This is a genomic window from Aggregatibacter actinomycetemcomitans, from assembly GCF_003130205.1.
Lineage (GTDB): Bacteria > Pseudomonadota > Gammaproteobacteria > Enterobacterales > Pasteurellaceae > Aggregatibacter > Aggregatibacter actinomycetemcomitans_A.
Genome location: NZ_NRDF01000002.1, coordinates 177,158 through 202,166 on the forward strand (window position 1 = coordinate 177,158; position 25,009 = coordinate 202,166).

The 25,009-nt window shown below is 46.0% G+C and carries 22 protein-coding genes; 6 read left to right on the forward strand and 16 right to left on the reverse strand.

Features of this window, described 5'->3' with window-relative positions; all coding sequences use genetic code 11:
* Positions 1 to 36: 36 nt before the first annotated feature.
* From clpX to DK423_RS02960, 3 genes are all read right to left on the reverse strand, one after another.
* Positions 37 to 1,281, reverse strand: coding sequence for an ATP-dependent protease ATP-binding subunit ClpX (gene clpX, locus DK423_RS02950; protein WP_005558640.1), 1,245 nt, complete (start codon positions 1,279 to 1,281; stop codon positions 37 to 39).
* 9 nt (positions 1,282 to 1,290) lie between these two features.
* Positions 1,291 to 1,872, reverse strand: a complete 582-nt coding sequence (gene clpP / locus DK423_RS02955; protein WP_032996814.1) for an ATP-dependent Clp endopeptidase proteolytic subunit ClpP — start codon at positions 1,870 to 1,872, stop codon at positions 1,291 to 1,293.
* A 243-nt stretch (positions 1,873 to 2,115) separates the two neighbouring features.
* Positions 2,116 to 3,717 carry a phosphoethanolamine transferase gene (locus DK423_RS02960; RefSeq protein WP_032996832.1) on the reverse strand — a complete coding sequence of 534 codons (1,602 nt, stop codon included), beginning with the start codon at positions 3,715 to 3,717 and terminating at the stop codon, positions 2,116 to 2,118.
* 232 nt (positions 3,718 to 3,949) lie between these two features.
* Here DK423_RS02960 and gshAB point away from each other — a divergent pair, with 232 nt between their 5' ends.
* The 5 genes from gshAB (at position 3,950) to hda (ending at position 11,168) form a co-directional block, all read left to right on the forward strand.
* The gene (gshAB, locus tag DK423_RS02965; protein WP_005558648.1) at positions 3,950 to 6,223 is read left to right on the forward strand and encodes a bifunctional glutamate--cysteine ligase GshA/glutathione synthetase GshB; all 2,274 of its coding nucleotides are present in this window, start codon (positions 3,950 to 3,952) and stop codon (positions 6,221 to 6,223) included.
* A 133-nt stretch (positions 6,224 to 6,356) separates the two neighbouring features.
* Positions 6,357 to 8,204 carry a peptidylprolyl isomerase gene (ppiD, locus tag DK423_RS02970; protein WP_005558650.1) on the forward strand — a complete coding sequence of 616 codons (1,848 nt, stop codon included), beginning with the start codon at positions 6,357 to 6,359 and terminating at the stop codon, positions 8,202 to 8,204.
* A 136-nt stretch (positions 8,205 to 8,340) separates the two neighbouring features.
* Entirely contained in the window at positions 8,341 to 8,967 is a 627-nt protein-coding gene (gene upp, locus DK423_RS02975; RefSeq protein WP_005558651.1) for a uracil phosphoribosyltransferase, read from the forward strand.
* Positions 8,968 to 9,090: 123 nt separating this feature from the next.
* The gene (locus DK423_RS02980) at positions 9,091 to 10,344 is read left to right on the forward strand and encodes a nucleobase:cation symporter-2 family protein (protein ID WP_005558652.1); all 1,254 of its coding nucleotides are present in this window, start codon (positions 9,091 to 9,093) and stop codon (positions 10,342 to 10,344) included.
* A gap of 119 nt (positions 10,345 to 10,463) precedes the next feature.
* A complete protein-coding gene (gene hda / locus DK423_RS02985; protein ID WP_005558654.1) occupies positions 10,464 to 11,168 on the forward strand; it encodes a DnaA inactivator Hda in 705 nt (234 codons plus the stop codon).
* Positions 11,169 to 11,173: 5 nt separating this feature from the next.
* Here the strand turns inward: hda and DK423_RS02990 are convergent, their stop codons facing one another.
* The 7 genes from DK423_RS02990 to DK423_RS03020 all read right to left on the reverse strand — a co-directional run bounded on the left by DK423_RS02990 (position 11,174) and on the right by DK423_RS03020 (position 17,645).
* A complete protein-coding gene (locus DK423_RS02990; RefSeq protein WP_005558655.1) occupies positions 11,174 to 11,626 on the reverse strand; it encodes a methyltransferase family protein in 453 nt (150 codons plus the stop codon).
* Between the two features lie 53 nt (positions 11,627 to 11,679).
* On the reverse strand, positions 11,680 to 12,294 hold the full coding sequence (locus tag DK423_RS02995) for a YfgM family protein (protein ID WP_005558656.1): 615 nt from the start codon (positions 12,292 to 12,294) through the stop codon (positions 11,680 to 11,682).
* A gap of 10 nt (positions 12,295 to 12,304) precedes the next feature.
* Positions 12,305 to 13,582, reverse strand: coding sequence for a histidine--tRNA ligase (hisS, locus tag DK423_RS03000; RefSeq protein ID WP_061886725.1), 1,278 nt, complete (start codon positions 13,580 to 13,582; stop codon positions 12,305 to 12,307).
* A 21-nt stretch (positions 13,583 to 13,603) separates the two neighbouring features.
* Positions 13,604 to 14,707: a flavodoxin-dependent (E)-4-hydroxy-3-methylbut-2-enyl-diphosphate synthase gene (gene ispG, locus DK423_RS03005; RefSeq protein WP_005558658.1), complete on the reverse strand. Its 1,104-nt coding sequence runs from the start codon at positions 14,705 to 14,707 to the stop codon at positions 13,604 to 13,606.
* Positions 14,708 to 14,718: 11 nt separating this feature from the next.
* On the reverse strand, positions 14,719 to 15,768 hold the full coding sequence (locus DK423_RS03010) for a RodZ domain-containing protein (protein WP_005558660.1): 1,050 nt from the start codon (positions 15,766 to 15,768) through the stop codon (positions 14,719 to 14,721).
* A 142-nt stretch (positions 15,769 to 15,910) separates the two neighbouring features.
* Positions 15,911 to 16,462 carry a type IV pilus biogenesis/stability protein PilW gene (pilW, locus tag DK423_RS03015; protein ID WP_005558662.1) on the reverse strand — a complete coding sequence of 184 codons (552 nt, stop codon included), beginning with the start codon at positions 16,460 to 16,462 and terminating at the stop codon, positions 15,911 to 15,913.
* Between the two features lie 22 nt (positions 16,463 to 16,484).
* A complete protein-coding gene (locus DK423_RS03020) occupies positions 16,485 to 17,645 on the reverse strand; it encodes a bifunctional tRNA (adenosine(37)-C2)-methyltransferase TrmG/ribosomal RNA large subunit methyltransferase RlmN (protein ID WP_109043866.1) in 1,161 nt (386 codons plus the stop codon).
* Positions 17,646 to 17,917: 272 nt separating this feature from the next.
* On the opposite strand from DK423_RS03020, the gene ansB reads away from it, so the two are divergent.
* The gene (ansB, locus tag DK423_RS03025; RefSeq protein ID WP_005558669.1) at positions 17,918 to 18,967 is read left to right on the forward strand and encodes an L-asparaginase 2; all 1,050 of its coding nucleotides are present in this window, start codon (positions 17,918 to 17,920) and stop codon (positions 18,965 to 18,967) included.
* 100 nt (positions 18,968 to 19,067) lie between these two features.
* Here the strand turns inward: ansB and DK423_RS03030 are convergent, their stop codons facing one another.
* The 6 genes from DK423_RS03030 to menH all read right to left on the reverse strand — a co-directional run bounded on the left by DK423_RS03030 (position 19,068) and on the right by menH (position 24,970).
* Entirely contained in the window at positions 19,068 to 20,432 is a 1,365-nt protein-coding gene (locus DK423_RS03030) for an L-serine ammonia-lyase (protein WP_005558671.1), read from the reverse strand.
* A 92-nt stretch (positions 20,433 to 20,524) separates the two neighbouring features.
* Positions 20,525 to 21,766, reverse strand: coding sequence for an HAAAP family serine/threonine permease (locus DK423_RS03035; protein ID WP_005558673.1), 1,242 nt, complete (start codon positions 21,764 to 21,766; stop codon positions 20,525 to 20,527).
* A gap of 156 nt (positions 21,767 to 21,922) precedes the next feature.
* Complete coding sequence (locus DK423_RS03040) at positions 21,923 to 22,423, reverse strand: SprT family zinc-dependent metalloprotease (protein WP_005558675.1); 501 nt, start codon at positions 22,421 to 22,423, stop codon at positions 21,923 to 21,925.
* A gap of 70 nt (positions 22,424 to 22,493) precedes the next feature.
* The gene (metK, locus tag DK423_RS03045; protein ID WP_005558677.1) at positions 22,494 to 23,648 is read right to left on the reverse strand and encodes a methionine adenosyltransferase; all 1,155 of its coding nucleotides are present in this window, start codon (positions 23,646 to 23,648) and stop codon (positions 22,494 to 22,496) included.
* Between the two features lie 207 nt (positions 23,649 to 23,855).
* On the reverse strand, positions 23,856 to 24,125 hold the full coding sequence (rpsO, locus tag DK423_RS03050; RefSeq protein WP_005540508.1) for a 30S ribosomal protein S15: 270 nt from the start codon (positions 24,123 to 24,125) through the stop codon (positions 23,856 to 23,858).
* A gap of 95 nt (positions 24,126 to 24,220) precedes the next feature.
* A complete protein-coding gene (gene menH, locus DK423_RS03055) occupies positions 24,221 to 24,970 on the reverse strand; it encodes a 2-succinyl-6-hydroxy-2,4-cyclohexadiene-1-carboxylate synthase (RefSeq protein ID WP_005558680.1) in 750 nt (249 codons plus the stop codon).
* Between the last annotated feature and the right edge of the window lie 39 nt (positions 24,971 to 25,009).

Here is a 25,009-nt window from a genome sequence, read left to right on the forward strand (position 1 = left end):
CGGTCAAAAAACACAATGGATTTTGACCGCACTTTTTTATTCGTTGGAATAAATTAATTCCGGGGATTGGTTGTCGTTGATGACGTTTTCGTTGACCACGACTTTTTTCAAACCTTCCAGGGATGGCAAGTCATACATGGTGTCAAGCAAGACGCCTTCAATGATGGAGCGTAAGCCACGGGCGCCGGTTTTGCGGGCAAGGGCTTTTTTCGCCATCGCGGTTAAGGCTTCATTGGTGAATTCCAGCGCCACTTCTTCTAAGCCGAACAATGCCTGATATTGCTTGCAGAGGGCGTTTTTCGGTTCGGTGAGAATGCGTACCAAGGCTTCTTCGTCCAATTCGCTTAAAGGCGCTACCACCGGCAAACGTCCGATGAATTCCGGGATTAAGCCGTATTTCATTAAATCGTCAGGTTCCACCTGTTTGAATAAATCGGTCAGTGTCGCTTTGTCTTTTTCGCTCTTGATTTCGGCGCCGAAACCGATAGCGGTGGCGACGCTGGTGCGTTTTTCGATGACTTTATCCAAGCCGGCAAACGCCCCGCCGCAAATGAACAGGATTTTTGAGGTGTCGATGCGTAACATTTCCTGTTGCGGGTGTTTGCGTCCGCCTTGTGGCGGAATGGAAGCTATGGTGCCTTCGATGAGTTTTAATAAGGCTTGTTGTACGCCTTCGCCGGAGACGTCGCGGGTAATGGACGGATTTTCCGATTTGCGGGTGATTTTGTCGATTTCGTCGATGTAGATAATGCCTTGTTCCGCGCGTTCAATGTCGTAATCGCAGTTTTGTAGCAATTTCTGCAACACGTTTTCCACGTCTTCGCCTACATAACCTGCTTCCGTTAAGGTGGTGGCATCCGCCATGGCGAAAGGCACGTTTAACATACGCGCCATGGTTTCCGCCAATAAGGTTTTGCCGCTACCGGTCGGGCCGATAAGCAAAATGTTACTTTTGCCCAGTTCCACATCGTTCGTCTGATGTTTGGTGCGCAGGCGTTTATAGTGGTTATACACCGCCACCGCCAGCACTTTTTTGGCGTAATCCTGACCGATGACATAATCGTCCAAGTGGGCGCGGATTTGGTGCGGTGTCGGTAATTCCTGTTGCGCTTTTGCGGTTTCACTTTCCGCCTCTTCGCCATGTTCTTCGTTGAGCAACATATCGTGGCACAGTTCGATACATTCGTTACAAATGTAACCGGAGGTGCCGGCGATGAGTTTATTCACTTCGTCTTGTTCTTTGCCACAGAAAGAACAGTGTAATTCTTTATCTTTTGCCATTTTCGTCTCTTAGCGTTTTCTGAACACTTTGTCAATTAAGCCGTAATTTTTGGCTTCCTGCGCCGACATGAAATTGTCGCGGTCGGTGTCTTTTTCGATGGTTTCAATGGGTTGTCCGGTGTGGAAAGCCAGGCGTTCGTTTAGGGTGCTTTTGATTTTCAGAATCTCTTGCGCGTGAATCTGAATATCCGATGCCTGACCACGGAAACCGCCGAGCGGTTGGTGAATCATCACGCGGGCGTGCGGTAATGCGCCACGTTTGCCCGTTGCGCCGCCGGCTAATAAAAATGCGCCCATGGAACAGGCTTGACCGATACACAGGGTGCGAACATCCGGTTTAATAAATTGCATGGTGTCGTAAATCGCCATACCGGCAGTGACGGAGCCGCCTGGGGAGTTGATATATAAGTTAATGTCTTTATCGGGATCTTCCGATTCTAAGAAAAGCAGTTGCGCCACAATCAGGTTTGCCATGTTGTCTTCTACTTCGCCGCTGAGAAAAATCACGCGGTCTTTCAGCAGGCGGGAATAAATGTCATAGGCGCGTTCACCGCGGGAGGTTTGGTCAACGACCATAGGAATTAGACTCATATGCTCCTCAATTTCGTCATAATGGGGTGAAAAGTGCGGTCGGAAAAAACGGTGTTTTTGATGTCGGGCGAACCGACGATGCCGCAGAGGCGAATTAACTTCGCAAAAAACGGCGGCTATTTTACCTGAAAATTTGCCTTTGCTGAATTGCTATTCCGCGAAAAATCAAAAATGCCGATATTCGTTCGGAAAAATGACCGCACTTTTGGCATGCGACAAGAGAATTTCTTCCGTTGCCAAAGGCTATTTCTTCGCCGGATCTTCCTTCAGCGAGTTGTAATCCACCAGCGCCCGCCAGTTAAACACTTTAATCGGTTGCGGTTTCGGATTGAAAAAATCCTCCTGACTCAAATGGGTTTCTTTGATGCCGAGCCATTGGGCAAAGCCGTTAATAAAATTAAAGGCACTTTGCGGATTTTTAATGACGGTTCTTTTGGTGTCGTCGCTGGAAAAACGGATAAAAGGCACCGCATAACTTTGTTTGTATTCTTTATTATTTAACATGGACAGATTTTTGCCTTCGCCCAAATGTGCTAAGCCGTGATCGGAAAAATAAATCACCGAATAGCTTTGATTTTGCGCTTTCAGAATTTGATTAATTTCCGCTAATAGGGTGTCCGTTTGTTTTAAGGTATCCAAATAACAGGACATTTCACGGCTGACCAAATGGAATTTCGGTTCTTCACCGTTTAAATGGGCGCAAAATGTCGGGTGGGAGCCGATTAAATGTAACACGATTAATTTGGTTTGATCTTTGTCTTTGTTTAAAAGTTGTTTCAACGGTTCCAATAATGCCGTGTCCGGCGTGTTGCCCGAATCATAGCCGCCTTTTTTGGTAAAAAAGGATTCGTCCGCCTGAATGCCGATGCGCGATGCCATGGTGTCCCATTCGCCCACTTTGCCTTGGTTGGACAGCCAGTAGGTTTTGTAGTGCGCTAACTTGGCAAGGGAAATAATGTTGTCGGTGTAAACCGTTTCTTCATTGTTGCTAGTGGAACGATAAAGGGTGCGTTGTAAGGAAGGCTGGGTGTTCGGACCCGCCGCCACATACAGATTAAAAATCAAGCCGTTCACCTGTTCTAAAAACGGCGTGGTTTTTTGCGGATAGCCGTATAACGAGGTGTAATCTCGTCGCATACTTTCGCCGATAATTAACACATAATTTTGGTATTTCGGTTCGACGGAAACAATATCCCATTCCGGGGTTTTGGTTAGGGCGTCGTTTAATAAAGCACGTTGGGTTAAATAGGTGTTATTCACTTTCACCGCATTGGAAATAAAACTCATCGGGTAAAAATCCGAGGCTTTAAAAAATTCGGCGGCAGTAAAGGGTTGGGCTTTATCCGTGTGGTTGATGAGTTTGTTGACGGGAGTGTATAAACTAAGAACAACGGCGGCTAAGTAAAGGGAATAGTAAGCCGGTCGATATTTTTTATTGCTATGGATATGGCGATTAATCACCAATAATGCGATGAATAAAACGACATAAAGTACGGTGAAAAAATAAATTGAAATGGGCATAGCGCGAAAAAAGCCCAAGGTTTCGCTGAAATTCGTTTCATAAACGGAGGCAATCACGCCGATAGATACCGGACCGTATAATATGCCTGACGGCACATAGCCGAAGGAAATGGCAAAAATGAAAACAAAAGCAACAAGAAATAAGCGGTTGTCATGCTTTTTGAAGGTAAACAGCAACACGCCCAAGGCGAAGATACTCAGAATGTGATTGGCATAATGATCTAAAATGCCAAGGGTAATGTGTGACAGAAAGGCGAATAACAGCAATAATAGGAAGAAAGATATATCATTGTAAAGAAAATGAAATTTTTTGGATTGAAACATTGCCATTACCATTATTGATTTTTTATTAAAGCAAAATTTTAGTCTCTTTGTTACTTAAATTGAAGTATTTTCATGGTAATACATGAAGTTATCACCGTTCCTTATGAGAAATACGATTTTTTTATTTGCATTTAGAGGCATTAATTTTAATAATGTGGTTGTTTTTTGAAAAATGTATTCCGACTGTAGCAAGAAGTAAATTTGTTTTTCAACTCGGATTAAAGGAAATTTTATGAATATTCAGCAGGTTATAAAAGAAAATCGCTTGGAACTGTTGTTCCGGCAAGGTTTTTTCGGTATTGAAAAAGAAAGCCAACGCGTGCATGCGGATGGTTCCGTTGTGGTGAGCGCACACCCGAAATGTTTTGGTAGCCGAGCTTACCATCCTTATATCCAGACGGATTTCGCCGAAAGCCAGCTTGAATTAATTACCCCGCCGAATAAAAAAATTGAAGATACTTTACGTTGGTTGTCCGCCATTCATGAAGTGGTGTTGCGCACCATGTCGCAAGATGAATACGTCTTTCCGTTAAGTATGCCGGCAGGCTTGCCGCCGGAAGAGCAAATTAAAGTAGCGCAATTGGAAAATCCGGCAGATGTGGCATATCGTGAGCATTTGGTGCAATCCTATGGCAAAAGTAAACAAATGGTGAGTGGCATTCACTATAATTTCCAACTGGATCCCGCTCTAATCCAACAGCTTTTTAACGGGCAAAATGAATATCAAAGTGCGGTGGATTTTCAGAATGATTTATATTTGAAGGTCGCCCGCAATTTCCTGCGTTATCAATGGATTCTCGTTTATTTACTGGCGGCGACACCTACCGTTGACGCTAATTATTTCCGCGGCGGCTCGCCATTAAAAGCGGGGCAATATGTGCGTAGTCTGCGTTCCAGCCAATATGGCTATGTGAATGATCCGAGCGTCAAAATTTCTTACGACAGCCTGAAGGATTACGTCAATACCTTGGAACACGCGGTAAACAGCGGGCAATTAATCGCGGAAAAAGAATTTTATTCCAACGTCCGTTTACGTGGCGCCAAGCACGCCCGCGAGCTGTTGCAAAACGGCATTCAATATTTGGAATTCCGTCTGTTCGATTTAAACCCGTTCGAACCTTATGGCATTGCGCTAAATGATGCAAAATTCGTGCACTATTTTATTTTGCTTATGGCGTGGCTGGACGAAGAATCCACGGAAAGTGCGGTGGATTTGGGCAAAGAAAAATTAGCGCAGGTGGCGTGGGAAAATCCGTTGTCACCAACCGTTTTCCAAGCTGAAGGGGAGCGTGTTTTACAGCAATTGTTAGTCATGTTGGCGGAAATTCGCGCCGATGCGGAAATCGCAACAATCGTAAAAGAGAAGTTGGCGCAATTTGCAGACCCGAAACTTACCCTCGGCGCGCGTTTGGTCAATGCCATTGAGGAACACTGCGGTTATCAAAAATTGGGTGCGGAACTGGCGATACGCTACAAACAACAGGCGTTTGAGCGTTTTTATGCCCTGTCCGCCTTTGATAACATGGAACTTTCCACCCAAGCCCTGATGTTCGATGCCATCCAAAAAGGGCTGAAAATCGAAATTCTGGATGAGCGGGATCAATTCCTCAGCCTGCAGTTCGGCGATCATTTGGAATATGTGAAAAACGGCAACATGACCTCCCACGACAGCTATATTTCGCCGCTGATCATGGAAAATAAAGTCGTGACCAAAAAAGTATTGGCGAAAGCCGGTTTTAACGTGCCGCAAAGTGTGGAATTTACGAACGTGGAACAGGCGGTTGCCAATTACGCGTTATTTGCCGGTCGTGCCGTGGTGATTAAACCGAAATCCACCAATTACGGCTTAGGTATCAGCATTTTCCAACAAGGTGTGCATGATCGCGAGGATTTCGCCAAAGCCATTGAAATCGCTTTCCGCGAGGATAAAGAAGTGATGGTGGAAGATTATTTAACCGGCACCGAATACCGTTTCTTTGTGCTGGGCGATGAAACCCTGGCGGTGTTATTGCGCGTGCCGGCAAATGTCATCGGCGATGGTGTGCATACGGTGGCGGAATTGGTGGCGCAGAAAAACGATCACCCGTTGCGTGGCGACGGTAGCCGTACGCCATTGAAGAAAATCGCTTTGGGTGATATTGAGCGATTACAGTTGAAAGAACAGGGTTTGACCGTGGACAGCGTACTGGCAAAAGATCAGTTGGTGCAGTTGCGCGCCAATTCCAATATCAGCACCGGTGGCGATTCCATTGATATGACAGATCAAATGCATACAAGCTACAAAGCACTCGCGGTGGGCATTACCAAAGCCATGGGCGCGGCGGTGTGCGGCGTGGATTTAATCATTCCCGATTTAACCAAGCCCGCCGAGCCGAACCTGCAATCCTGGGGTGTAATTGAAGCCAATTTTAACCCGATGATGATGATGCACATTTTCCCTTACGCCGGGCAATCCCGCAGAGTGACACAAAACGTGTTGAAGATGTTATTTCCTGAGTTGAAATAATTTTCTATTAACATAAAAAATAAAGAGCGAATTCAGAGATTCGTCTTTGATTTTTTATTTTGCTAGTGCGCAAAAAGGCGCTTTAGATTATAATCGTGCAAATTTTTGCGTCATTTTTATAGGATACATTTCAATGGTAATGGAAAAACTGCACGGAGCTTCAAATAACTGGGCTTCCAAGTTTCTTTTTGGTTTTATTACGGTCACCTTCGTTATTAGTTCTATGGCAGGCTATCTTTACTCCAGAATTGATAGTTCGGCGGCGAAAGTGAACGGCGAAGAAATTTCACAGCAAGCTTTTCAAAATCAATATAATATCGCCTCTCAAAATCTTAGCCCGCAAGAAGCGGATTCTCCGACTGTCGTCGCCAATTTAAAAAGACAGGTTCTATCTTCCCTGATTGATCAGGAATTGCTGCGCCAATATGTTAAAGACCTCAAATTGGGCGTAAGCGATGAGCGTATTAAGCAAGAAATCGTCACCACACCAAGTTTCCAAAATAACGGTAAATTTGACAATGTGTTATATCAGCAGTTATTGCAAAGTAATGGTATCAGCGCCGAAACCTATGCCGGTTATGTCCGCGAAGCCCTGCGTTTGGAGCAATTGCAAAGCGGTTTAGGCATCACGGCGTTCACCGTGCCGGTGCAGCAGGAAACCTTGGCAAAACTTTTCTTTCAACGTCGTGATGTGCGTTTAGCGACCCTGTCTTTAGCGGATGAAATTGCCAAACAAACGGTCAGTGCCGAAGAAATTCAGGCTTACTATGATGCCCATAAAGCGGACTTTACCCTGCCGGAATCGGTGAAAGTGCAATATCTTGATTTGTCCGGTGCCAACATGGAGAAAAACATCAATATTAGCGATGTGGAAATTGCGCAATATTATCAGGACAATAAATCCCAATTTACGACCCAGGGGCAACAGCGCCTGGCGCATATTGAAGTGAAAACCGAACAACAGGCACAGGATTTATATCAGCAACTCCAAAACGGCGCGGACTTCGCCACGTTAGCGAAAAACCATTCCATTGACCCGATTAGCGCGGAAAAAGGCGGCGATTTAAGTTGGGTAAGTGCGGGTGAATTTCCGAAAGTTTTTGAGGATGCTGCAAATGCGTTAGAGGTGGGTAAGTTTAGTCAGCCGGTTAAATTAGATAATAGCTACCATATTATTTTAGTGGAAGAGCGTAAAGATTCGGCGGTGTTGCCGTTGGAACGCGTGAAACCTCAAATCGTTGCGCAAATTCGTCAAAATTTAGTGAATAACCAGTTCTTTTCCGTTGAAAAACGCGTCGCGGAAAAAGCCTTTGAAGATTCTTCCTCTTTGAACACGGCGGCGGAAGCCGGTGGCGTGAAAGTGCAGGAAACGGGGTATTTCTCACGCAAAGATATTCCGGCAGCGTTAAATTACCCAAATGTGGTTTCGGCGATTTTTGATTCCGATATTTCTCAGGGCGGTAGCAATTCCGAGCCAATGAGCATCGGCGATCAGCATTCGATTGTTATTCGCGTGTTAGAGCATAAAGCAGAAAGTGTGAAAAGTTTAGACGAAGCAAAAAATGACATTACCGCCCGTCTGAAACGTCAAAAGGCGGAAGCGGTGGTGTTAGCCGAAGCCAACAAGTTAGTGCAGGAATTAACGGTGGGTCAAACCGTGGATAGTCTGAAATTCGGTGCGACACAAAGCTTAGTATTCGCAGAAAATAACGATCCGATGTTGCACAATGCCGTGTTTGCAATGCCTAAACCGGCGGAAGGAAAAGCGGTTTACCAAGCAACCAAAGAAACGAAAGGCGATATTGTGGTGATTGCCTTGGATAAGGTTGTTGACGGCGCATTAAGCGAACAGGAGCAACAACAATTTACCGTGCAACTGGTGCGTGCCGATCAGATTGCGTTACAGAATAACCTGTTGAATGCGTTACGCGCCAAAGCCAAAATTGAAATAAACGATTCGGTGGTGGATCAGGAGCAATAATTGCACATAATGCCTATGACATCATAGGCATTATTTTTGTCCGCAATACGCTATTCATTAAAGGTATTTTCATTTACAATTCCGCGATTTAATTTTTCGCGTCTAACCATCCAGCAAAAAAAGAAGGAGACATACGATGAAATTAGTAGAAGTTAAACATCCGTTAGTAAAGCATAAACTAGGTTTAATGCGGGCCGCCGATATTGACACTAAGAAATTTCGTGAATTGGCGATGGAAGTAGGCAGCTTGTTGACCTATGAAGCGACCTCGGATTTAGAAACGGAAAAAGTGATTATTGATGGTTGGTGCGGTCCGGTGGAAATCGATCGTATTAAAGGCAAAAAAGTGACCGTGGTGCCGATTTTGCGTGCCGGTCTTGGCATGATAGACGGCGTGTTGGAGCACGTTCCAAGTGCGCGTATCAGCGTAGTGGGGATATATCGTAATGAAGAAACGTTGGAACCGGTGCCGTACTTCCAAAAACTTGCCAGTGATTTACATGAACGCTTGGCAATCGTGGTGGATCCGATGTTGGCAACGGGCGGTTCCATGATTGCTACTATCGATTTACTTAAACAAAAAGGTTGCCAACATATTAAAGTATTGGTTCTGGTGGCGGCACCGGAAGGGCTTGCCGCATTGGAAAAAGCCCATCCGGATATTGAGTTATATACGGCTTCTATTGACGATCACTTAAATGGAAACGGCTACATCATTCCGGGTTTAGGTGACGCGGGCGACAAGATTTTCGGTACGAAATAAACCTGATTTTATACCGAATCAAAGGCGGATTTTTATCCGCCTCTTTCACGGTCGAAAGAGAGTCAAAAACACTTGAAAAAACGACCGCACTTAAGTTAATTCAGACAGAGAGTTGAAACTTACATGACAACAGAAACACAATTAGACGCCTCACAAGCGCGTCAAAGCGTCGGCAAGCAAGCGTTTGTCGGTTTACAAATGTTATTCGTCGCGTTTGGCGCGTTGGTTTTAGTGCCTTTAATTACCGGTCTTGACGCCAATACGGCATTGCTTACCGCCGGTATCGGAACCTTACTCTTCCAACTTTGCACCGGAAAACAGGTGCCGATTTTCCTGGCGTCCTCCTTTGCTTTTATTGCACCGATTCAATACGGCGTCGCCACTTGGGGGATTCCTGTCACCATGGGCGGCTTGGCGTGCGCCGGCTTGGTTTATGTGGCGTTAAGTGTACTGGTGAAACTGCGCGGCGCGGCGGCGTTGGAACGTATTTTCCCGCCGGTGGTGGTTGGTCCGGTGATTATTATCATCGGTATGGGCCTGGCGCCTGTCGCCGTGGATATGGCACTCGGTAAAAACAGCGACTATCAATATAACGATGCGGTGCTGGTTTCCATGGTGACTTTAATTACCACCTTGTGCGTCGCGGTGTTCTCCAAGGGGTTGATGAAATTAATCCCGATTATGTTCGGTATCGCCGTGGGCTATATTTTATGCCTGTTCATAGGATTGATTAATTTCCAACCAGTATTGGATGCACCTTGGTTCAGTATACCGAATCTCACGGTACCGGAGTTTAAACCGGAAGCGATTTTATATTTACTGCCGATTGCCATCGCACCTGCGGTTGAACACGTGGGCGGGATTATGGCAATCAGTTCGGTAACGGGCAAAGACTTCATCAAAAAACCGGGATTACATCGCACATTGCTAGGAGACGGTATCGCCACAGGTGCCGCGTCATTATTAGGCGGACCGCCGAATACCACTTATGCGGAAGTGACCGGCGCGGTGATGCTGACCCGTAACTTTAACCCGAATATCATGACTTGGGCGGCGGTTTGGGCGATTGGCATTTCTTTCTGCGGCAAAGTTGGCGCCTTTTTATCCAGCATCCCAACCATCGTGATGGGCGGTATCATGATGTTGGTGTTCGGCTCCATTGCGGTGGTCGGCATGAACACCTTAATTCGCGCCAAAGTGGATGTTACCGAAGCACGTAATCTGTGTATTATTGCGGTGGTGATGACCTTCGGTATCGGCAATATGTTCGTTGATGTGGGCGGTGTTTCTTTGAAAGGAATCAGCCTGTGCGCCGTGGTGGCGATTATCTTGAATCTGGTATTGCCAAAAGCGAAAAACGACACTCTTCAGGATTAAGAGAAAATGCCATTGGCGGATATAAAAACGAAGATAAAAATATCCGCCAATGGCTTTCTAAATGAAAAAATTTCGTTTATTCTTACCGCACTTTACTTCAGCATTTTTCGGTATTTGATTTGAGCGAGCTACATTTTCAACTTTCTTTGCCCATTTATCAGCTTGATGATGATACGTTGGAAAATTTCCACGCGGAAAATAATCAGCTGCTGCTCAATTCCCTGCAAAAAAATTTCTCCCATCTTCAACAGCAATTTTTCTATATTTGGGGCAATCGCGGCAGCGGTAAAAGCCATTTATTGAAAGCCATTTGCCACCATTATTTAACCCAACAACGCCCCGCACTTTATGTTCCGTTGAATAAGGCGCAATATTTTTCCCCGGCGGTGTTGGAAAATCTTGAACAGCAGGACGTCGTGTGTTTGGATGATGTGCAGGAAGTGATAGGCAATGCGGAATGGGAACTGGCGATTTTCGATTTAATTAATCGCATTCGTGAAACCGGAAAAACCCTTTTGTTAATGAGCGCCGATCAATCGCCGGCGAATTTAGCGGTACGCCTGCCCGATCTCCATTCCCGTTTGACTTGGGGTGAGGTGTATCAATTAATGCCGTTGGATGACGCACAAAAAATTGCCGTATTGCAAGAGAACGCCCACCAGCGCGGTATCGAATTGCCTGGTGAAACGGCGAATTTCCTGTTTAAACGTTTGGAACGGGATATGAAAACCTTATTTGAAGCCTTAGAAAAATTGGATCAAGCTTCTTTGCAGGCGCAACGCAAACTGACTATTCCCTTCGTCAAAGAAATCCTGTCTTTATAATTCGTTTACAACCATCTGCGGGTACGGCGACAATATTGGGTAAATTGCTCTCCAAAAATGTTCCGCAGGCTGTCTTCTTCCCGTTTAATCTGAAACTCGGTGATGTACCAAATGAATAATACAATGCCGAAAAAAGCAGATAACGAACCTAAGTAACACATCCAACCTAACAAGATAAAAACTAAGCCTAGGTACATGGGATTACGGGTGAATTTATAGATTCCGGTAGTAACCAATTGTGAAGCGGTTTCTAATTGCAGCGGATTCACGGTGGTTTTTGCCAGTAAAAATTGCAACACACTGCCCGCGCCGATGAGGCAGCCTAAGGCGCCGAAAATGATGACCAATCCCCAGGATGTCGGAAATTGCCAAAGGGGTGGCAACAATTTCATCAGTAATGCACAAAAGACAAAAATGAGTGGCGGCGGAATGGGAAATTTCGGTTTATTTCTTGACATAGTAAGCCTTGGATTGGGATAACAGAAAGGCTTGGGGAAACCAAGCCTAAAAACTATAAATTATTTAACCGCACTTGAATGAGCTGTTGCTCCAATGCGCCGGCATTTTCCTGCGCTTGTTGGTAGCTTCTCTTCGCTGCTTCTTTATCACCTTTAGCTAATTGAATATCGCCTGCCAACAGGTTTTTCGCACTGTTCCATGCTTGCTCTTTGACTAATTTAAGGCTCTCCAACGCGGGATCCAATTGCCCCAGTTGGAACTGCACGGAAGCTAAACGCAAGGCACTGACGGAAGATAAAATGTCATCGTTAGATTGCGCCATTGCCTGTTTCAGTGCCTCTTCCGCCAATGGGAAATCTTTGTTTTCCACTGCGATTTTCGCTTTGTCGAGCAAGGCTAAAACGGCATAACTGGTTTTTTCATTATTTTTAATGAATTGATCAAATTGTTCCGCTTGTGCTTTTGGATCTTTTTGATAATTAAACAATGCCTGTTCATATTCGGTGGAGACATTATGTATTTTTTGTATTTGATGAGACTGCCAGTAATTCCAGCCGAACACGCCGCCAAACGCAATGACAAAACAAACGATAATAAATTTGTAGTTTTCATTCCACCAGGCTTTGATGGCGCTCAGTTCTTGTTCTTCTTCAATGGTATAAGCCATTTTTCTTTCCTTATTTAAATGTATTTTGAATATGAGTGGTAATGTCGCTTAATGCCACCATCGCTTGTTCGCTGTGTTGTAGCAAGTCTTTCACGACCACTTGTTGATTTTTCACTTCGTCTTCACCGATCACTAAAGCCAATTTCGCGCCACTTTTATCGGCACGTTTGAATTGTTTTTTGAAGTTTCCGCCGCTGCAATGCAATAGCGTGCGTAAGTGCGGTAATTCCGAACGGAGCTTTTCCGCCAGGCTAAATGCCGCCACTGTGGTGTCTTCACCTTGATAAACGATGTAAATATCCACCGCACTTGGTAGCGTAATCTGCTTATTGACTTCCTGCACGAGCAACACTAAGCGCTCCAAACCCATGGCGAAGCCGACACCGGAGGTGGCGTGCCCGCCAAGCTGTTCCACCAAGCCGTCATAACGACCGCCACCGCATACCGTGCCTTGCGCGCCCAACGCGGAAGTGACCCATTCAAACACGGTTTTATTGTAGTAATCCAAACCGCGTACCAGTTTTTGATTGATTTCGTATTTGATGCCCAAATTATCCAGCAAGGCGCATAATTGCGCAAAATGTTCGCGGGATTCTTCATCAAGATAATCGTGTAATTTCGGTGCATCGTTTAACACCTGTTGAACGCGCTGATCTTTGCTGTCCAAAATCCGCAACGGATTGGTGGTTAAACGGCGTTTGCTGTCTTCATCTAAAATATCGAGATGATTTTGCAGGAAATCCACCAACGCCTGGCGATAATTTTTACGAGCTTCCAAGGAACCGATGGAATTAAGTTGAAGCGTCACATGGTCAAAAATACCCAAATCTTTCCATAAACGGGCGGTTAAGGCGATGAGTTCCGCGTCAATTTCCGGGTTTTGAATGCCGAAAATTTCCACGCCGACCTGATGGAATTGACGATAACGGCCTTTTTGCGGGCGTTCGTAACGGAACATCGGTCCCATGTACCACAAACGCTGTTCCTGATTGTATAACAAACCGCGCTCAATTCCGGCGCGCACGCAACCTGCCGTGCCTTCCGGGCGGAGCGTTAAACTTTCGTCGTCACGGTCGTTAAAGGTAAACATTTCTTTTTCTACCACATCGGTCACTTCGCCGATGGCGCGTGCGAATAAGGGCGTGCTTTCTACAATCGGCATCCGAATTTCGGCGTAACCATACGCCTGTAAAACCGACCGCACTTTATTTTCAACCCACTGCCACAAAGGGGTTTCCGTTGGTAAGCAATCGTTCATACCACGAATTGCCTGAATAGTTTTTGCCACAATAAATTCCTGTAATAAAGATTAAATAATGCGATTTTTCGGGTCTTGCTGCGCAACGCGGGCGCGAATTTTGGCTTCCAGCTGATTGATTAAATCCTCATTGTCAAAACGCTCTTTTTGACGTTCGCCGGAAAGATAATAACCGCTTTTCTTGTTACCGCCGGTTACACCCAAATCGGAAACCAGCGCTTCACCCGGGCCGTTTACCACACAGCCGATAATGGAAACGTCCATCGGCGTGATAATGTCTTCCAAGCGCTGTTCAAGGGCGTTGACCGTGCCGATGACGTCGAATTCCTGACGGGAACAGGTCGGGCAGGCGATGAAATTAATCCCGCGCGAACGAATGCGTAAGGATTTCAAAATGTCGAAACCGACTTTGATTTCTTCCACCGGATCCGCCGCTAAGGATATCCGTAACGTATCACCGATCCCTTCGGACAGCAGCATTCCCAAACCGATTGCCGATTTCACCGCCCCCGCACGAGCGCCACCGGCTTCGGTAATACCTAAATGCAAGGGCTGTTTAATGGCTTTGGCGAGCAAGCGATAGGCTTCCACTGCCAAATAGACATCGGAGGCTTTGACGCTCACTTTAAATTGATCGAAGTTCAAACGATCCAGAATTTCCACATGACGTAATGCGGATTCCAATAAGGCTTGCGGCGTAGGTTCGCCATATTTTTCCTGAATATCTTTTTCCAGAGAACCGGCATTGACGCCGATCCGAATCGGAATATTTTTATCTTTAGCGCAATCCACTACGGCACGAATACGATCTTCCCGCCCGATATTACCCGGGTTGATACGCAAACAGTCCACGCCGTATTCCGCTACTTTCAACGCAATGCGATAGTCAAAGTGAATATCCGCCACCAGCGGCACGTTGACTTGTTGTTTGATCAATTTGAAGGCTTCTGCTGCGTCCATGGTTGGCACAGAAACACGCACAATATCCGCGCCCACCCGTTCCAAGGATTTAATCTGCGCCACAGTGGCTTCCACATCGGTGGTACGCGTATTCGTCATTGATTGCACGGCAATCGGCGAATCACCGCCGACAGGCACCTTTCCCACATAAATCTTCGTTGATTCTCTACGTTGAATCTTTGGTTTTTCTAACATGAGTTAATTCATTATTGAGGTAATTTAAATTTTGCCACGCGTCCGTCAACGGTTAACGGGAAGGCTTGACCTTTATAGGTAATTCTTACATTGCCCGGTGCGCCGATAATTAAGGAATAAGGCTCTTCTTCGTTGAAGCTTAACACGTCGCCTTGTTTATATTCTTTTTGCGCCAATACTTTGCGATTTTTGTCTTTTACGCTGATCCAGCAGTTACCGATGACTTCAATGTGTAAGTTATCGTTTGTGGCTGCCGCAGAAACGCTAGGATTTTCCACCGCACTTTGCGGCTCGGTAGCGGCTTGTGCGTCAGGCTGAACGTTAGCTAACTGCTCGTTGACCCCGATTTTTTCCATTTCCGATTGCAGCACATTGGCGGTTGCCGCTGTGCTTGATGCTTGAACGACGGGTGCCGTATTAGTTGCCGCCGGTGGCTCTGTGAGCGGCTTGGTCTGAATTTCGATACGGGTGCCTTTCGGCGCATTATCCGTTAAGGTATTTTCGATTTTGGCGGTAGGCTGCAGCACCGGAATTTCATTACCTGCGGGCTTGGCTGGCGCGGTGTTCACTTCCGTTGTCACCGCTGCGGACGGCGTGTAGGAATTGACTAACACATCCCGTTCTGCGTTAGATTGCTGGTGACTTTCCCACCACCAGATTCCAGTCATGCCGACCACGATCAAAATAACCAAAGCGCTGAGGTAACCAATCCAGTTATTGTGTGACGAATATTGGTTAACGGAGCGGGTCGCGCGGGCGTTTTTGCCCAAATCGTTTTTCTGTTCGTTGCCGAAATGAATGGCATTGACCCAATCGCTGTCCGGAATACGCAAAAATTTCGCATAACTACGCACATAACCGCGCATAAATGTGGCGGGAATGGTTTCGTTGGTAAACTGGTTATTTTCGATGAGATGAACAAGGGCGGGACGTAAAGAAATCTCTTTTGACACTTGCTCCGGCGTAAGATTGAGGGCCTCGCGGGCAAGGCGGAATTTATCGCCTAAAGTGATTTGCTGTTCGTTACGGGATTGTGCTTCTGATGTATTTTGCATATTCATAAACGGACGATAGTTCTGACTAAAATTGAGTGCTAAAGTTTAAGGTTGTAACGCCTGTTTTGCAACTGTTATATGGCGTTATTCTGCGATTGAAAGGAAATTTACGGGTAAAAACGACCGCACTGTTGTCTGTGGAAAACTCTTATTTTATCTCTTGGAGCAATTTCGCCGCCCGCGCCGGAGCAATTTTCATCAATAATGCGAGATTTTGCTGATAAACGGCGTGGTTTTTCGCAGATAAAGCACATAATGCCAGATTTTCATAAGTATCTGCCTGATGATAATAATTCGGGGTCTTGAGGGCGCGTTCAAATTGCACATAGGCAGAGTCAAATTCCCCTTGCGCACAAAGAAATGCACCGTAATTGTTGAACACATCCCCTTGTTTATCATCTAATTTTATGGCGTTCAAATAGGCGGCACGGGCTTGTTCAAGATCGCCCTGTTGTTGATAGAAATAGGCAAATGCCGCCGACACCAAATAATAATCGGGGGCGTAAGAACGGGCTTTATCCAGGTTCAGCTTGGCTTGTGCGGAATCTTGCTGTTGCAAATAACCTAATGCCAGTTCCACGCGAGCTTTGGCGGCTTTTTGCTTGTCAAAATCTACCGCACTTTGTTGGGTGACGCAGGCGGAAAGCAAAAATAGAAAAATAAACGGTATTGCACGATTATACCGTTGAAATTTGACCATTTATTTTTTCTCCTCAGTAGGGTTATTGAACTTGAACGGCGATGTCTTGCCCGAAACGTTTTTTCTGTGCGGTGCGTTTGGTGCGGTCGATCACATCGCCGGCTAATTGCCCGCAGGCGGCGTCAATGTCATCGCCGCGGGTTTTGCGCACAATCACGGTTAAACCGTATTCCATTAAGGTTTTCTGGAAACGGTCGATTCGGGTATTGGAGCTTTTCGCATAAGGCGCTTGGGGGAACGGGTTCCACGGAATCAGGTTAATTTTGCACGGCGTATTTTTCAGTACGGCGGCGAGCTGGTGGGCGTGCTCCACATGATCGTTAATGTGATCCAACATCACATATTCAATGGTCACTTTGCCGTGATTGGCGTTGGAGACGCTCAAATAACGGTTCACCGAATCAATCAGGGTTTTAATGTTGTATTTCTTGTTTAACGGCACGATTTCATCGCGCAATTCATCGTTCGGCGCGTGCAGGGAAATCGCCAACGCCACATCGATCATTTTGCTTAAATTATCCAACGCAGGCACGACACCGGAGGTGGATAAGGTGACGCGGCGTTTGGACAAGCCGTAAGCAAAATCATCCAGCATGATTTCCATTGCCGGCACCACATTAGCCACATTTAACAAGGGTTCGCCCATGCCCATCATGACGACATTGGTAATCGGACGCACGCCGGTGACGCCGAAATTGCCGATAATTTTCGAGGCGCGCCACACCTGACCGATAATTTCCGCCACCGTTAAATTGCGGTTGAAGCCCTGTTGGGCGGTAGAACAGAAGGTACAAGCCAAGGCGCAACCCACTTGCGAAGAAACGCATAAGGTGGCGCGATCCGCTTCGGGGATATACACGGTTTCCACTTGCTGATCACCCACCTGCATCGCCCATTTAATGGTGCCGTCGGCGGAACGTTGCTCAACCGCCACTTCCGGCGCTTTGATTTCCGCTACGGTTTTCAGTTTTTCCCGTAACGCTTTGTTCAGGTTGGTCATGTTGTCGAAATTGTCTTCGCCGAAATGATAAATCCATTTCACCAACTGATCGGTGCGGAATGGCTTTTCGCCTAATTCGGCGAAAAACTCACGCATTTGCGCGCGGGTTAAATTCATTAAATTGACTTTTTTTGCCGGTTCGGCAACAGCTTGTTCTAACATGGGAGCCTCGTTATTACACATTACGGCGGAAACCGAAATCGACGTCCTTCCATTTGAAGTGACGACAGGATAAAAATGAGGTGCGATTGTACTGATTTCGGTTCCATTAAGCCAGTGATTTTACGCGCGGAAATAAAACGCTGTAAAAAATGACCGCACTTTTTTGTGATCAGGATCGAAGAATTGGAAAAATCCCGCTGAAAAATCAGGAAATAACACTGGTTGGTTCTTTTGCTTGAGCACTTTGTGAGTAAAATCCGGGTAGCGTTAAATGTTAATAAAGAGGAATCATTATGAAGTTAAGAAAATTAACCGCATTCACCGTATTAAGTTTAGCCTGTTCCGCCGCCTATGCGGCAAATTTGCCGAACATTACCATTTTGGCAACCGGTGGAACCATTGCCGGAGATGGTGAAACAGCGGTCAGTTCTGCCTATAAAGCGGGGCAGTTGACGGTGGAACGCTTAATTGAAGCGGTGCCGGAAATGAAAAATCTTGCGGAAATTAAAGGCGAACAGGTGGTGAATATCGGTTCACAGGATATGAACGATGAAGTGTGGCTGAAATTAGCCAAAACCATTAATCAACAATGCGCCGATACGGACGGCTTTGTGATTACGCACGGCACGGACACCATGGAAGAAACCGCCTATTTTCTGGATTTAACGGTGAAATGTGAAAAGCCGGTGGTGTTAGTGGGCGCCATGCGTCCGGCGACGGAAAAAAGCGCTGATGGTCCGTTAAATTTATATAATGCCGTGGTGGTGGCGACAGATAAAAAATCTGCCGGTCGCGGTGTGCTAGTGGCGATGAACGACAAAGTGCTGGGGGCCCGCGATGTAACCAAAATGAGCACTACGGCAGTGCAAACCTTTGTGGCGCCGAACTTCGGTCCGTTAGGCTATATTCATAACAGTAAAGTGGATTACGAACGTTCGCCGGAAAGCAAACACACCACCAATACGCCGTTTGATGTGTCGAAACTGGATGCTTTGCCGAAAGTGGGAATCGTGTATGCGTATTCCAATATGCCAACGGAACCGTTGCAAGCCTTATTGAACGCCGGTTATCAGGGTGTCATCAGTGCCGGCGTGGGTAACGGCAATGTGAATCAGGCGAATTTGGATTTATTGGAAAAAGCGGCGAAAGACGGCGTGGCGGTGGTGCGTTCTTCCCGCGTGCCGACGGGTTATACCACCCGAGATGCGGAAGTGGATGACAGCAAATACGGCTTCGTAACCTCAGGTTCATTAAACCCGCAAAAAGCGCGCGTGTTGTTGCAACTGGCGTTAACCAAAACCAAAGATGTGAAGGAAATTCAGCAGTATTTCGATGATTTTTAACGATGTCCCGTTTGAGGGTATAACCTCCGTTTAAACAATAACCCCATACGGTAAGTATGGGGTTACATTTAAAAAAACACCGTGAAAAATTACCGCACTTTTATGAGCAAACCACTTTAATCGCCAAGCCGCCTTGCGAAGTTTCGCGGTATTTGGCGTTCATGTCTTTACCGGTTTCGTACATGGTTTCGATCACCTTATCCAGACTGACGCGCGGGCTGGTGGTGCGGCGCAATGCCATGCGGCTGGCGTTAATGGCTTTGACGGAGGCGATGGCATTGCGTTCGATGCAAGGCACTTGCACTTGCCCGCCCACCGGGTCGCAGGTTAAGCCAAGGTTGTGTTCCATGGCGATTTCCGCCGCAATACACACCTGTTCAGGGCTGCCGCCGAGAATTTCCGAGAGCCCCGCCGCCGCCATGGAGCAGGCAACGCCCACTTCTCCTTGACAGCCCACTTCGGCACCGGAAATGGAAGCGTTCATTTTATACAACGAGCCGATCATGCTGCAGGCGAGCAGGTAACGTTCGACGATTTCATCGGTGAGTGCGCCGACAAATTTCTCATAATACGCCAGCACCGCAGGCACGATACCGCAAGCCCCGTTGGTGGGCGCTGTGACGACCCGTCCGCCGGCAGCATTTTCTTCGTTCACTGCCAAAGCGAACATATTTACCCAGTCGATGACACTCATTGGATCCGTTGAAAGCTCACTGTTCGCTTTCAGCATGCGATAAAGTGTTGCCGCACGACGAGCTACTTTTAACGGACCGGGCAAAACCCCTTCAGTGTGTAAACCGTGTTCGATACAATCTTTCATGGTCTGCCACACTTGATGCAAATGGGTTTTTAATTCGTCTTCGCTATGTAGTGCCAGTTCATTTTGCATCATTAAACTGGAAATGGATAACCCGCTTTCCTGACAGCTACGCAAAATATCCGCCGCAATGTGGTAGGGATAAGGCACGTTCATTTCATTTTTTTCGGTTTGGTTGAAATGGGCGTCGTCTACAATAAAGCCGCCGCCGATAGAATAATAGGTTTGTTTATATAATTCTTGATCCCGGTGAAATGCGGTAATGGTCATGCCGTTTTCGTGCAGCGGCAGGAAGGTTTGGTGAAAAATCATGTCCGTTGCCGGGTTAAATTGTGCAAGTTGTTTGCCTTCGGCAAGAGGCAGTTTGGCGGTTTTTTTCACTTCTGCAATAAAAGCGGGAATGCGTTCAATTTCCACATTATGCGGTAAATAGCCTGCCAGCCCCATGATGATAGCGATGTCGGTGCCGTGTCCAAGGCCGGTCATTGAGAGTGAACCGTAAACATCCACTTGAATTTTTTGTGTTTTTTCCAAGAGATGTTGCGTAATTAAATCGTCAATAAACTGTTTCCCCGCCTTCATCGGACCCACCGTGTGCGAGCTGGACGGACCGATGCCGATTTTAAACATATCAAAAACACTAATCATATTTCACTCATCATTTTTCATTATCGGAATGCCTCACGCATGAGGTGAGGCATCGGGTTAAATTTTAAAGGAAGCGCATTCTACGTGAAATTTTAAAATAATCCATAGACTACCGCTGAAATCGCAATGGATCCCATGACCACCACAAATATGTTGCTGAGTCTGCCTCTGTAACGTCGCATGGCGGGTACATTACGAATGGCATACATTGGCATAATGAACAAAATCATGGCAATAATCGGGCCACCCAACGATTCAATTAAACCGAGGATGCTCGGATTGCGAATCGCCACCAGCCAAAGGGTGATGAGGAAGAAAAGTGCGGTGCCATAATTCAGTGTTTTTCGATTGATGGTTTTGTTACCGGTCATTTTTAAGTAAAGGCCTTCCAATCCCTCACGGGCGCCCAAATAATGTCCGAAGAAGGAGCTGGTAATGGCTAAAAACGCCACTAACGGGCCGAGGTAGGAAATATACGGGTTGTCGAATTTATTGGCTAAATAAGACAAAATACTGATGTTTTGTGCTTTCGCTTCGGTAAGCTCCGCCGGGGTTAAAGTCAATACGCAGCTGAACACAAAGAACATGACAAAGAATAACAAAATGGTTGCCGTGCCTTTCAATGTTTTGCTCGCGTGCTTTTCCGCCAAAACGGGATCTTGGTATTCCCGTTGTTGCGATTGCGAAAAGGCGGAAATGGCAGGAGAGTGGTTAAAAGAAAACACTAATACCGGAATGGTAAGCCACAAAGTCATGATAAAGCCTTGAGTCGTTGGCATTTCCTGTAGCATAGAGGTGTTCCAGTTCGGAATCAGGTAAACCGATAAAGCGACAAGAATGATAACCAGCGGATAAACCAAGAATTCGGTGATTTTCAGCATCACTTTTTCATTCATCAGCATAATGGAAATTAATGTGGCGATGAGAACAAAAGAGAGCAGTACCCGATTCGGCGATGGCATGCCTAGCTGGTGAACGATAAAGGAGTCCACGGTGTTGGTGATGCCATTGCCATAAATTAACAAAATCGGAAAAATCGCAAAAAAATACAGCAAGGTGATTAATTTCCCTGCAGTTTTACCGAAATGTTCCTCTACCACTTCGGTAATATCACTGCCCGGTTTGGCAGATGACAGCACGAATCGGGACAAACCGCGATGTGCCAAGTAAGTCATTGGTCCTACTAAAATCGCCATCACAATTAATGGCCAAAATCCCCCCATGCCCGCATTAATCGGCAAAAACAGTACACCTGCTCCTACCGCCGTGCCAAACAGATTAAGCATCCAAATAATATCGAATTTACGCCATTTTTTTTCATTTTGATTTGACATATTGTCTCCTTTTATAAGTTATATTTATTTTGGCGCAGATAGTAGTACTGTTACGGAGGGAGTGCAAAAGGAATTTCGAAGATTTGTGATCGAAGTATAACTTTTATCGAAAATTTTGATAGTTTTGTAACACGTTTTAATTTGCCCTGTTAATATTTAAACAACCCAATTTAGCCGGGTTTTGCATTTACGGCAAAAATATACTGCACCATCACGTTGAATTTTATTATGACGACGAATATTTAATTGATAGGTTTGACAGGCGCAACGGTAAGTGAAGGTTTTGCCTTGCACGGAGGTTAAATCAAATTGATGACACACCTCTGCCGGCAGATGAAAAATCTCGGTCATTACAAATTGCCATTCTTTGCCGTGCGGTTGTACTCTGCCGTAGTGTTGATATACCACCAAATGCGCCAATTCGTGCAGCACCACTTGATGAATAAATTCTTCGGTGTTTTCCAGTAATAAAGTGCGGTTAAATTTGATGGTGTTTTCTTGCAGGTATGCCAGCCCCGCTTTGCTGCCTTTTAATTCATAATTAATTTGCGGCATGGAAAAGGGTTGGTTGAAATGCGCTTCCGCCAGCTGTAAACCATGTTGTAAACGGCGCAGAATCTGCATTTTCAGGATGCGAAAATTTTCTTCAGTTTGCATATAAAAAAGTGCGGTTAAAAAACGCGTTATTTTTTAACCGCACTTTATCACAAATTAATGATTTAATGTATTATTTTAATCCTGCCGCCGCACGTAAATCTGCCGCACGATCGATTTTCTCCCATGGGAATTGCTCACGCCCGAAGTGACCGTAAGCCGCCGTTTGGCGATAAATCGGTTGGATTAAATCTAGCATTTTGATTAAACCGTACGGACGCAGATCAAAGAATTCACGTACCAATTTCACCAATAGTTCATCCGCCACTTTACCGGTGCCGAAGGTTTCGATCATGATGGAAGTCGGTTCGGCAACGCCGATCGCGTAAGAAAGTTGGATTTCGCAGCGATCCGCAAGACCGGCGGCAACGATATTTTTTGCCACATAACGGGCGGCATAGGCGGCGGAACGGTCAACTTTCGACGGATCCTTACCGGAAAATGCACCGCCACCGTGACGTGCCGCGCCGCCGTAAGTATCCACGATGATTTTACGACCGGTTAAACCGCAATCGCCCATCGGTCCGCCAATCACAAAACGACCAGTCGGGTTGATGAAATATTTGGTGTCTTTGGATAACCATTGGCTTGGCAGAATCGGTTTGATGATTTCTTCCATGACGCCTTCATGTAAATCCTTTTGGCTGATGGCTTCGGAATGCTGGGTGGAAAGCACCACGGCATCAATTCCGACGATCTTGTTGTCTTCGTATTTAAAGGTCAATTGGCTTTTCGCATCAGGGCGCAACCAGTCTAATTTCCCGCTTTTGCGCACTTGTGCCTGACGCTCCATTAAACGATGGGCATAGGTGATGGCGGCTGGCATGAAGACATCGGTTTCATTGGTGGCGTAACCGAACATGATGCCTTGGTCGCCCGCCCCTTGATCCAATGGATTTTCGCGATCTACGCCTTGGTTGATGTCGGAAGATTGCTTGCCGATGGCGTTTAATACTGCACAGGAACGACCGTCAAAGCCCATTTCGGAGCTGGTGTAACCGATGTCGCAAATCACTTCGCGGGCTAAATTTTCAATATCCACCCAGGCGGATGTGGTGATTTCACCGCCCACTAACGCCATGCCGGTTTTGACATAGGTTTCGCAGGCAACGCGGGCTTTCGGGTCTTGTTTGATGATTTCGTCTAATACCGCATCAGAAATTTGATCGGCGATTTTATCCGGATGTCCTTCGGAAACGGATTCGGATGTGAATAAATATTGGCTCATTGCGTTCTCCGGAATGATGTTAATTCGGTGTAAATGTTAGGGTGTTTGGAAGTATTTCCATCTAGACGGCTATAATACGCGTTTAGCTTAAAAATGCAACTTGGAAAGGAGGAAATTTTGTCAGTTTGGTGTAAATAATAACGTGTATAAAAAAAGAAAACCCCCAACAAACGTTGAGGGTTTCTATTAAAATAACAACCTAAAAGATTAGCGACGTAAACCTAAACGAGCGATTAAGCTGCTGTAAAGTTCAAGATTTGTACGTTTTAAGTAATCTAAAAGTTTACGACGACGGGAAACCATGCGTAATAAACCGCGGCGACCGTGGTGGTCTTTTTTGTGTTCCGCAAAGTGTGCTTGCAAATGGTTGATTTGCGCGGTTAATAAAGCGATTTGAACTTCGGAAGAACCGGTGTCTTTACCATCGCGACCATATTCAGCAACGATTTTTGCTTTTTGTTCGGTACTTAGAGACATAATAACTCCTGATATGAGGTGGTTAATGATACATCGTTAGCCGATCTCTAATTCAGCTACGACAATAAGGAATGCAGATTCTAGCCATTACGCGCTCAAAAAGCAATGAATTTATCCCGTAACAAGGCATTTAATTGTGCGGCAAATGCCGTTGGATTTTCCTGATGGGCGTTGTGCCCGGCGTCGGGAATAATCGTCAGGTTGAGCCGATTTTCCTGCGCCATCTGTTTGAATTTATGATCCCGCTCACCACAGAAATAATAAATGGGATAAGGGCTGTTTTTGACGGCAGCTCGTAAATCCGGCTGTTTGGCAAGGGAGGTTGCCAGCAGCATTTGTGCGATATTCTCGCCGCAGTTGGCGCGGCGTTTTTCGATGAGGGCGTTGCGTTGATGTTCGCTCAAATGGGCAAACACCGCCTGTTGGTACCAATCGTTCAACACGGATTCCGCCGTTTCATGACGAAAACGTTGCGCCCAAAACACATCATTTTTCCACCGCACTTTTTTCGCTTGTTCGTCGGTTAGTCCTAGGTTGCCACCTTCAATAATCAAGCCCCGCAGGTTGTATTTCTCTAATTTGCTGTGGAGCGCATAATACAGCGCAATCCGTCCACCGAGCGAGTAACCGATTAAAAAATAAGGCTGATTTCCCACCGTCAATCGGATTTGTTGCGCCACATAAGCGCAGGTTTCGTCAAAATTTTTCACCGGGTGATTTTTGGCGCTGCCGTGCCACGGCAAATCCAAGGCGACGCAGTGAAAGTGCGGTAGATTTTCCGTGAGTTTTTGCCAGTCGGCTTGCGTGCCGAGCAAGCCGTGTAAAAAGACGAGATACGGTTTCATAATGGTTAAAAAAGCAAATTATCGTGAAATAATTTGCTT